7 protein-coding genes are annotated in these 7,127 nt (G+C 60.5%); 1 reads left to right on the forward strand and 6 read right to left on the reverse strand.

What is annotated here, in order from left to right; genetic code table 11:
* The first annotated feature begins 70 nt into the window (after positions 1 to 70).
* Complete coding sequence (locus CBB63_RS09485) at positions 71 to 742, forward strand: SDR family oxidoreductase (RefSeq protein ID WP_286698964.1); 672 nt, start codon at positions 71 to 73, stop codon at positions 740 to 742.
* Positions 743 to 744: 2 nt separating this feature from the next.
* Here the strand turns inward: CBB63_RS09485 and CBB63_RS09490 are convergent, their stop codons facing one another.
* From CBB63_RS09490 to CBB63_RS09515, 6 genes are all read right to left on the reverse strand, one after another.
* A complete protein-coding gene (locus tag CBB63_RS09490) occupies positions 745 to 1,158 on the reverse strand; it encodes a secondary thiamine-phosphate synthase enzyme YjbQ (protein ID WP_286698965.1) in 414 nt (137 codons plus the stop codon).
* Between the two features lie 34 nt (positions 1,159 to 1,192).
* Positions 1,193 to 1,591: a hypothetical protein gene (locus CBB63_RS09495; RefSeq protein WP_237279620.1), complete on the reverse strand. Its 399-nt coding sequence runs from the start codon at positions 1,589 to 1,591 to the stop codon at positions 1,193 to 1,195.
* A 17-nt stretch (positions 1,592 to 1,608) separates the two neighbouring features.
* On the reverse strand, positions 1,609 to 2,019 hold the full coding sequence (locus CBB63_RS09500; RefSeq protein ID WP_286698966.1) for a hypothetical protein: 411 nt from the start codon (positions 2,017 to 2,019) through the stop codon (positions 1,609 to 1,611).
* Between the two features lie 141 nt (positions 2,020 to 2,160).
* Positions 2,161 to 4,143: an RNA polymerase sigma factor RpoD gene (gene rpoD, locus CBB63_RS09505; RefSeq protein ID WP_286698967.1), complete on the reverse strand. Its 1,983-nt coding sequence runs from the start codon at positions 4,141 to 4,143 to the stop codon at positions 2,161 to 2,163.
* A gap of 134 nt (positions 4,144 to 4,277) precedes the next feature.
* Positions 4,278 to 6,251, reverse strand: coding sequence for a DNA primase (gene dnaG, locus CBB63_RS09510; RefSeq protein WP_286698968.1), 1,974 nt, complete (start codon positions 6,249 to 6,251; stop codon positions 4,278 to 4,280).
* A gap of 171 nt (positions 6,252 to 6,422) precedes the next feature.
* Positions 6,423 to 6,731, reverse strand: a complete 309-nt coding sequence (locus CBB63_RS09515; protein ID WP_005849241.1) for a hypothetical protein — start codon at positions 6,729 to 6,731, stop codon at positions 6,423 to 6,425.
* Between the last annotated feature and the right edge of the window lie 396 nt (positions 6,732 to 7,127).

Below are 7,127 nucleotides of genomic sequence, written 5' to 3' on the forward strand. Positions count from 1 at the left end.
AAACTGCCCTGAACTTTGGCTGATACCATGCGTTGTCCCTGCAAGACGACTGACCTGAAAGGAATTCACTATGACCAAGACGCTTTTCATCACCGGAGCCTCAAGCGGGATCGGTGCAGCCACCGCCCGCGCTGCTGCCAAGGCCGGCTGGAACGTCGGGCTTTTCGCCCGCAGCGAAGACAAGCTGAAAGACCTTGCAGGCGAGATCGGGGATCAGGCGCTGGTGCTGACCGGGGACGCCACGCAATACGAAGATCAGGAACATGCCATGAGCCGTCTTGCCCAGAAGTTCGGGCAAATCGATGCTGTCTTTGCCAATGCAGGACGGGGGACATCGCCGGGCGGCACCGAAAAGGGTGACCCGGACGACTGGAAATCGATGATCGATCTGAACGTGATGGGCGCGCTGTATACGGCCCATGCCGCGATGCCATATCTGCGCAAGACCACGGGGCAGTATGTCGTGACCGGTTCCGCCGCAGGACGCCGCCACATCAAGGGGTCGATCTACGGCGCGACCAAGTTCTTTATCCACGGCTTTGCGGGCAACCTCGCCGACGAAATGGCGGAATGGGGCGGGCGCTGTATGGTTGTCTCCCCCGGGATGGTGGACACGGCGTTCTTTGACGAAGCCAAGCCCGACAAGCTGAAACCAGAAGACGTGGCATCGGCCGTGATGCACGCGCTAGAGGCACCGGCCCACGCAGCCGTGCGCGAGGTCCACCTGATGCCGGTGGACTGAATTCAGGCGAAATGCACCGCGATGCGCCTGCTATGGGGCGCGTCGCGGTGTTCGAACAAATAAATGCCTTGCCATGTGCCCAACACCATGCGGCCTGCAACCACGGAGATGCTGAGCGTGACGGGCAGCACTGCCGCCTTGATATGCGCGGGCATGTCATCTGGTCCTTCCAGCGTATGCCGGAGGTAGGACATTGACGGGTCATCCGCAGGCGGCACCAGACGCGAGAAATAGGCCAGCAGATCGCGCTGCACATCCGGGTCCGCGTTTTCCTGAATAAGCAGCGAGGCAGAGGTATGGCGCAGAAACAGTGTCACCAACCCGTCAGAGCGGTGCCCCGATAGCGCCTGATGCACCTGACCCGTCACCTCGTAGAGCCCTTGCCCGCCGGTCTTGACCGTAAACTCGCTATTCATTCCGCCCGCCTTGTGCTGATGCGTCAGGCTAGCCTCAACGCCCGGGCGATTGCAAACCACCGCAGAGCGTGATCCCGTGGCTGATGGTCATGGCCGACCCGGCCTTGGTCAAGGATCCGCCCAGGATCACGACGGGCGACGGGGTCAGCCCCGCGGGATCCAGTGTGAAGGTGACACCACCATCGCCGCCAAAACCACGCGCGCGCGGCTCGCTTACATACAGCTTTTGACTGTCCTGCGCGCCCATTTCGCGCAGCGCATAATCCGCCGCGGCACACCAATGCCCGCGCGCACCAAAGCCGGTGCTGCCGCTGATATGCACGCCGCCCTCGGTCGGTGTGAAAGTCAGACGGTCATTCGGCACATAGGCCTGTGCGAGGGCCGGGGTCGTTGCCAATGCGGCCAGTACGAAAGCGGTGGTCAGGGTTTTCATCGTGGTATTCCTAATTTTCAAAGGTCTTTAAGCTCAAGGATGTAGTCCTTGCAGAACTGGATGGCGTGGCCCACGGGCAGGGCCTGACCCGCGTTGCGCACCGATACCGAATAGGATTTGAACGCAGGCTCCGACAGCTCTGCATCATTCAGGGTAAAGACGACGCCCGTGCGCCCTACCCCGCTGATAGATGGCCCGCGCGGCGACTTGACGTAGATCTCAGCGGCGCTTGGCGTGCCCAGCCCTTCCTCGGCATATTCGGCGGCGGCACACCACATGCCCCGGGCCCCTTCACCATGATCCTCGATCACCTCGAAGGATGCGCCCGACAGCGGGATGACCTGCAGCTCGTTCACCGCTGTAAAGGATTGCGCAAACGCGGCGAGCGGGGCGGCAGAGAGAATGGCGGCAAGGGCAAGACGTTTCATGGCGGCTCCTGTTTGGTGCGTGGTTCACAGATAGGCTGCGCGGCGGGATTTTAAATTCACAGCTTCGAGATCGTCGCTTCAGCGCATGAAAAAAGGCGGGTGCCTGAACACCCGCCTTTCAAAACTCTCGCGATCAGGCGCTTACTGATCGAGGAACGACCGCAGCTTGCGCGACCGGCTTGGGTGCTTGAGCTTGCGCAGCGCCTTCGCCTCGATCTGACGGATACGTTCGCGGGTCACGCTGAACTGCTGGCCGACTTCTTCCAGCGTGTGGTCGGTGTTCATGCCGATGCCGAAGCGCATCCGCAGCACACGTTCCTCGCGCGGGGTGAGGCTGGCCAGAACCCGTGTCGTGGTCTCCTTGAGGTTTTCCTGAATGGCGCTGTCGAGCGGCAGCACGGCATTCTTATCCTCGATGAAATCACCAAGCTGGCTGTCTTCTTCGTCGCCAATAGGCGTTTCGAGGGAGATCGGCTCCTTGGCGATCTTCATCACCTTGCGCACTTTCTCAAGCGGCATCTGCAGCTTCTCGGCCAGTTCCTCCGGCGTCGGCTCGCGGCCAATCTCGTGCAGCATCTGGCGGCCGGTCCGAACCAGCTTGTTGATCGTTTCGATCATGTGGACCGGAATACGGATGGTGCGCGCCTGATCCGCGATGGAACGGGTGATCGCCTGACGGATCCACCATGTCGCATAGGTCGAGAATTTATAGCCGCGACGGTACTCGAACTTGTCGACGGCCTTCATCAGGCCGATGTTCCCTTCCTGAATAAGATCAAGGAATTGCAGGCCACGGTTGGTGTATTTCTTGGCGATGGAGATCACGAGACGCAAGTTCGCCTCGACCATTTCTTTCTTGGCCTGACGGGCCTCTTTCTCGCCCTTCTGAACCTGCTGCACGATGCGGCGGAATTCAGAGATATCAAGACCGACGTATTGACCGACCTGCGCCATATCAGCCCGCAGTTCGTCCACCTTGTCAGAGGACCGTTCGATGAACATCTGCCAGCCGCGACCGGATTTCTCGGCCATCCGCTCCATCCAGTTGGGGTCCAGCTCGTAGCCGCGATAGGCGTCGACGAATTCCTTGCGGTTGATGCGCGCCTGATCAGCAAGCTTCACCATCGCAGAGTCGATCTGCATGATGCGGCGGTTGATGCCGTAAAGCTGGTCGATCAGCGCTTCGATACGGTTGTTGTGCAGGTGCAGGTCGTTGACCAAAGCCACGATCTCGGAGCGGACGCGCTGGTATTCTTCCTCATCGGTCTTCGAAAAGGTGCCGTCCTCGTTCAGGGTNGCCGAAATCCGGCTGTCCTGGATNTGGCTCAACTTGACGTAGTCATCGGCAATGATGTCGAGCGCTTCCAGCACTTGCGGCTTCAGCGCGGCTTCCATTGCGGCCAGCGACATGTTGGCCTGTTCGTCATCATCCTCGTCGTCGTCATCGTTCGAGATCGGGTTGCCGNCGGCGTCAACTTCGCTGGTGCTTTCNGCGGGCTTTGTCTCGGTGCCNGCGGTTGGCACGACCGGAGTCGTTTCTTCTTCGTCGCCCATCTGGGTGCCGAATGTCGCCTCGAGGTCGATGACATCGCGCAGNAAAATGTCTTCGGACAAAAGTTCGTCGCGCCAGATCGTGATCGCCTGGAAGGTCAGCGGGCTTTCACACAGCCCCGCGATCATCGTGTTGCGCCCTGCCTCGATCCGCTTGGCGATGGCAATCTCGCCCTCGCGGCTCAGCAGTTCAACCGANCCCATCTCGCGCAGATACATGCGAACGGGGTCATCCGTGCGGTCCAGCTTTTCGGACGTGCCAGAGGACAGCGCCACATCACGGTTGCTTTCCGTGGTCGCAATTTCNGTCCCGCCCTTGGCGTCTTCTTCTTCGGCTTCTTCGTCCTCGATCACGTTGATGCCCATTTCGGACAGCATCGACATCACATCCTCGATCTGCTCCGAGCTGACCTGGTCAGGGGGCAGAACGGTGTTCAGCTGATCGTAGGTGATATAGCCCTTTTCACGGGCTTCGCCGATCATCTTTTTGACGGCGGCTTGGCTCATATCAAGCGAATGGCCGGCATCCTGGTCGTCAGACTTCGCGTCTTCGTTNGTGTCTTTGGCGGCCATGAAATTTCCTCCAGCGAATGGGTGCGAATCACGTGACGTGATTCGGTTGTTCGAATCATGCGGGGTTCTGGGTGATTCTTAAACCCGTTACCCTGTATTTTGTTAAACATCCCGGCGAAAAAGCCACGCCGGGTTCATTTTTTGTCTTTCGCATCACCCTTCAGGATCGACCCCAGCAATGCGTCAAAAGCGCTGCGTTCGTCCCGGCTGATGTGGGCACCGTTCTCGGCAATGTCGTATTCTGCGGTATCTTCCTGCCCGCTGCGCTGTGCGCGATCAGCGTTGCGTGCCGCTTCGCCCAACCGCCATGTCAGCCCTTCATCCGCGGTGCCGGTCAGATCTTCGACCGCATCGGCAATCTCTTCGTCCAGCCCGCGCACGGCTTCCAGCTTGCCCAGTTCTTCGGCGACAGTCATGCGCGTCTTTTCCAGGTTGCCAGGGCTTCGGATGCAGGGCGTGATGGCTACGTGGCGCTGCGNCAGCATGTTTTCAAGGGTGTACTCCCCCACTGCGTCATAAATCTTTTCGCGCAACACCGCCGGATCGTGATGTACATGGCGCAACATCAAATCGCGGATACGCCCGTGATCAGGATCCTGACANCGCATCGCGGCCAGCCCGTTCTCGAACTCTTCCACCAGCTGCGGACAGCCCAGCAGGGCCATCAGGATCACCGCCTCGCGCAGATGCTCCGTCGCTCCCAGCCCGGCNGCGGTCACCAGAATAGAGGANTTCGCACTAGGGGANGGCCCCTGCGGCGCGGGGGCCCATTTGCCCCCACCGGAGGCGCGCGCGACGGGGCTAAAATCTCTCTTGGCCTTTTGCGGACGGAANAGCTGCCAGCGCAGATCCTTGATTTCCTGGCCATAATGGCTGCGGATCGACGGGTCTTTGATCATCATGATCTTTTCGCGCAGCGCCTTGTCCAACCCTGCCTTACGCTCGGGGCTGTCGAAAACGCGNCCGTCGGTCTCGCGCTGCCANAGCAGACGCACCATNGGCATCGCGTTATCCAGTANCTTTTGCAACGCTGGTGCCCCGTGGGCGCGGAGCAGATCATCCGGATCCTGCCCGTCAGGCATCACGGCAAAACGCAAGGATTGCCCCGCCTCAAGCAGCGGCAGCGCCAGATCGATCAAGCGCATGGCCGCACGTTGNCCNGCCGCATCCCCGTCCAGCGTGATGATCGGCTCGGGCGAGATGCGCCACAACATCTGTAGCTGGCTCTCGGTGATCGCCGTGCCCAAGGGGGCCACCGCCGCACCGAAACCGGCCTGCACCAATGCAATCACATCCATATAGCCTTCGGCCACGATCAACGGCTTGCCTTGCCCTGCGGCTGTCCGCGCATCGCGCACATTGTAGAGGCTGCGGCCTTTGTCAAACAGCTCCGTCTCGGGAGAGTTCAGATATTTGGCGTTGTCATTCGGGTCCATTGCCCGCCCGCCAAAGGCAATCGCCCGCCCCCGGGCATCCCTGATCGGATACATGATCCGGCCCCGGAAAGTATCATAAGGCCGCCCGCCCTTGGACGAAGGCTTGGCCAGCCCCGCCCCAAGGATCAACGCATCCTCGACGTTCTTGGCCTTCAGGTGATCCCAAAGCCCTTGCCACTGGTCCGGCGCGAAGCCGATTTCCCATTGCTCCAAGGCCTGTGGCGTCAGCCCGCGCCCGGCAAGATAGTCGCGCGCGGCCCCTGCCGCAGCGGTGCGCAGCTGCAGCCGAAAATACTGCACCGCCAGTTCCATCACCTCGGCCAGTTGCGTGCGCTTATCCGCCTTCTCCTGCGCGCGCGGGTCTTGTTTCGGCATGGGCATCCCCGCCTCACGCGCCAAAATCTCTACCGCTTCCATAAAGCTGACGTTCTCGGTCTCGCGCACGAAAGAGATCGCGTCCCCCTTGGCGTGACACCCGAAGCAATAATAGAATCCCTTGCGGTCATCGACGTGGAAGCTGGCGGATTTTTCCTGGTGGAACGGGCACGGAGCCCACATATCGCCCTTGCCCTGATTGGACTTGCGCGGATCCCACATCACTTTGCGCCCCACCACCTGTGACAGGCTGGCACGGCTGCGCAGTTCATCCAAAAATCCAGGGGGCAGGCTCATACTGTTTTATATTGGGTCGGCAGGGCCAAAGTCCAGCACCCAAAGCCTGCGCAACGGGCTTCATTTTGCCGGATAAACTCCGGGGGGATCGTCCGTCAGGGCGATGGGGGCTGGCCCCCGTCCTACCGCCCCGACAGGTACTCCGGCACGATCAAACGACGCGCGCGGGCGTCACTGGCCCAAACACATTTCGTTCCAGGCGGCAGAGAGGTCGTTGCCCTTCACGTCGCGCATTTTCATTTCATAGACCCAAGGGGCGACCAGCGGCACAACCGCGTCATAGCGATCGGGCCATTCTGGGTTCTTGGAGGCGATGTGATCCGGCACGTCACGCTCTTTCACGCGATCGATCCGCGCTTGCCGGACGGCCTGCACGACATCTGCCTGATACTGGCAATCGGTTTCAGCGCTGGTGGCGGCGAAGACAGGCGCGCTGGACGTCGCCAGTGCTGCGGCAATCATGAGTTTACCAAATTTCATCGTCACATCTCCTAAATGTTTCTTTGCAAGCCCGCCGCCCGTCCACTGCCTGCGCCGTTTAAAGTTAAAGGCTGCAGCGGACACGAGAGCGGGTGCTCATGGCGCAGGAACCTAGCCAGCCCCCGTTGGAATACAAGTGACAGAGCGGTTTTCCGCAGTACACGCTTGCGCGGTTTGGCGCGTCTTTGCCGAAAGCCGCTATCACAGCGGCTTTCGGGGAACTTTTCAGGGGCGCAGCATAGGGCCCGCGCGAGGTTACAGCCCCTTTGCGCGGTAGCTAGCGGCGACCTTGCCGATGCTGACCAGATAGGCGGCGGTGCGCAGGTCTTTCACATCGGGGTGAAAGCGCCAAACCTCAGCCATCGACTGATACGCAATGCGCATCGTGTCATCGAG

It is taken from the genome of Sulfitobacter sp. TMED3 (genome assembly GCF_002167505.1).
Lineage (GTDB): Bacteria > Pseudomonadota > Alphaproteobacteria > Rhodobacterales > Rhodobacteraceae > Sulfitobacter > Sulfitobacter pontiacus.